Origin of the sequence: Butyricicoccus sp., assembly GCF_050872565.1 — a bacterium.
Lineage (GTDB): Bacteria > Bacillota > Clostridia > Oscillospirales > Butyricicoccaceae > Butyricicoccus_A.
Map to the genome: position 1 here is coordinate 1 of NZ_JBNMHC010000413.1, position 1766 is coordinate 1766.

At 53.2% G+C, this 1766-nt stretch carries 2 protein-coding genes; both read left to right on the top strand.

Annotated elements, in window-relative coordinates; translation table 11 throughout:
- Nucleotides 1–136: 136 nt before the first annotated feature.
- The gene (locus ACR0P9_RS11980) at nucleotides 137–439 is read left to right on the top strand and encodes a YerC/YecD family TrpR-related protein (RefSeq protein WP_216469781.1); all 303 of its coding nucleotides are present in this window, start codon (nucleotides 137–139) and stop codon (nucleotides 437–439) included.
- A gap of 56 nt (nucleotides 440–495) precedes the next feature.
- On the top strand, nucleotides 496–1766 hold a 1271-nt coding region (locus ACR0P9_RS11985), incomplete at its 3' end, for an indolepyruvate ferredoxin oxidoreductase subunit alpha (protein ID WP_432620455.1).

Sequence of the window (1766 nt, forward strand, 5' to 3'; positions counted from 1 at the left end):
AAACGGTCTCTGTTACAGACAGAGATCGTTTTTTCGTGAAAATATTTACTGTTGCGCAGTATTGTGTTAAACTTATTATTGAAAGCGTCAACAATCCAGCTGCCGGAGGTTCGGCAGCAGCAGGGGAGGAAGCCGCATGGCAAGATTAGACCACAAGAAGCCGAGTATGGCTCTGTATGAGAACATCCTGAAGCTGAAAAACGTTGATGAGTGCAGACAGTTCTTTGAGGATCTGTGCACTGTATCCGAAGCGCGGGCAATGGAACAGCGCTTCGATGTGGCGGTTTTGCTGACGGAAGGAAAAATTTATAATGAGATTCTCGGATGCACCGGCGCGAGCAGCGCGACGATCAGCCGTGTCAGCCGTATGCTGTCCGGCGGCACAGGCGTTCTGCGCAGTATGACCGAACAGATTGCAAAAGAGGATGAGGACAAGTAAGAGAAGAATCTTGGATTCTATCTCTCTCAGTATATACAAAGGAAGGAATCTGATTTATGAAACAGCTTATGCTGGGCAACAAGGCAGTTGCTCGCGGCCTGTATGAAGCAGGCTGCGCGGTCGTTTCCAGCTATCCGGGTACACCGAGTACCGAGGTAACCGAAGAAGCCGCAAAGTATGATGAAATTTACTGCGAATGGGCACCGAATGAAAAGGTAGCTATGGAAGTTGCATTTGGTGCCTGTCTGGCGGGCAAGCGCAGCTTCTGCGGTATGAAGCACGTGGGTCTCAACGTAGCTGCTGACCCGCTGTTCACCGTTTCCTACACCGGCGTCAACGCAGGTATGGTTATTGTCGTTGCAGATGATGCCGGTATGCATTCCTCTCAGAACGAGCAGGATTCCCGCCATCATGCGATTGCATCCAAGATTCCGATGCTGGAGCCGTCGGATTCTGCAGAAGCACGTGCCTTTACCATGCGTGCGTTTGAGCTGTCTGAGCAGTTCGACACACCGTTTATCATCAAGATGTGCACCCGCGTGGCACATTCGCAGAGCATCGTCGAGCCGGGCGAGCGCGTAGAGCCGCCGGTAAAGCCGTATGAAAAGAACATCGGCAAGTATGTTATGATGCCGGGCAACGCCAAGAAGCGTCATCCGATTGTCGAGCAGCGCACCCGCGATCTGATTGCGTTTGCAGAAAACTGCGAATTCAACCGCATCGAGTGGGGCGATACCTCTGTCGGCGTCATCGCTTCCAGCACCTGCTATCAGTATGCCAAGGAAGTATTCGGCGACAAGGCATCCATCCTCAAGCTGGGCATGGTCAATCCGCTGCCGGAGAAGCTGATTTTGGACTTCGCCGCAAAGGTTGACAAGCTGGTTGTCATTGAAGAGCTGGATCCGATCATTGAAAACCACTGCAAGCAGCTGGGTCTGACCGTCACCGGCAAGGATGTTCTGCCGATTGAGGACGAGTTCTCCCAGAATCTGATTGCAGAGAAGCTGGGTCTGCCGGTTCCGGAAGGCAAGAAGCTGGACGAGACCATGCCGGCACGTCCGCCGGTCATGTGTGCCGGATGTCCGCACCGCGGCATGTTCTACACCCTGTCCAAGAACAAGTGCACCGTACTCGGTGACATTGGCTGCTATACGCTGGGTGCAGTCGCTCCGCTGAATGCCATTGAGATGACCCTGTGCATGGGTGCTTCGATCTCTTCGATCCATGGCTTTAACAAGGCTCTGGGCAAGGAGTCGGAGGGCAAGACGGTTGCTGTTATCGGCGACTCGACCTTTATGCATTCCGGCATGACCGGTCTGGCAAACAT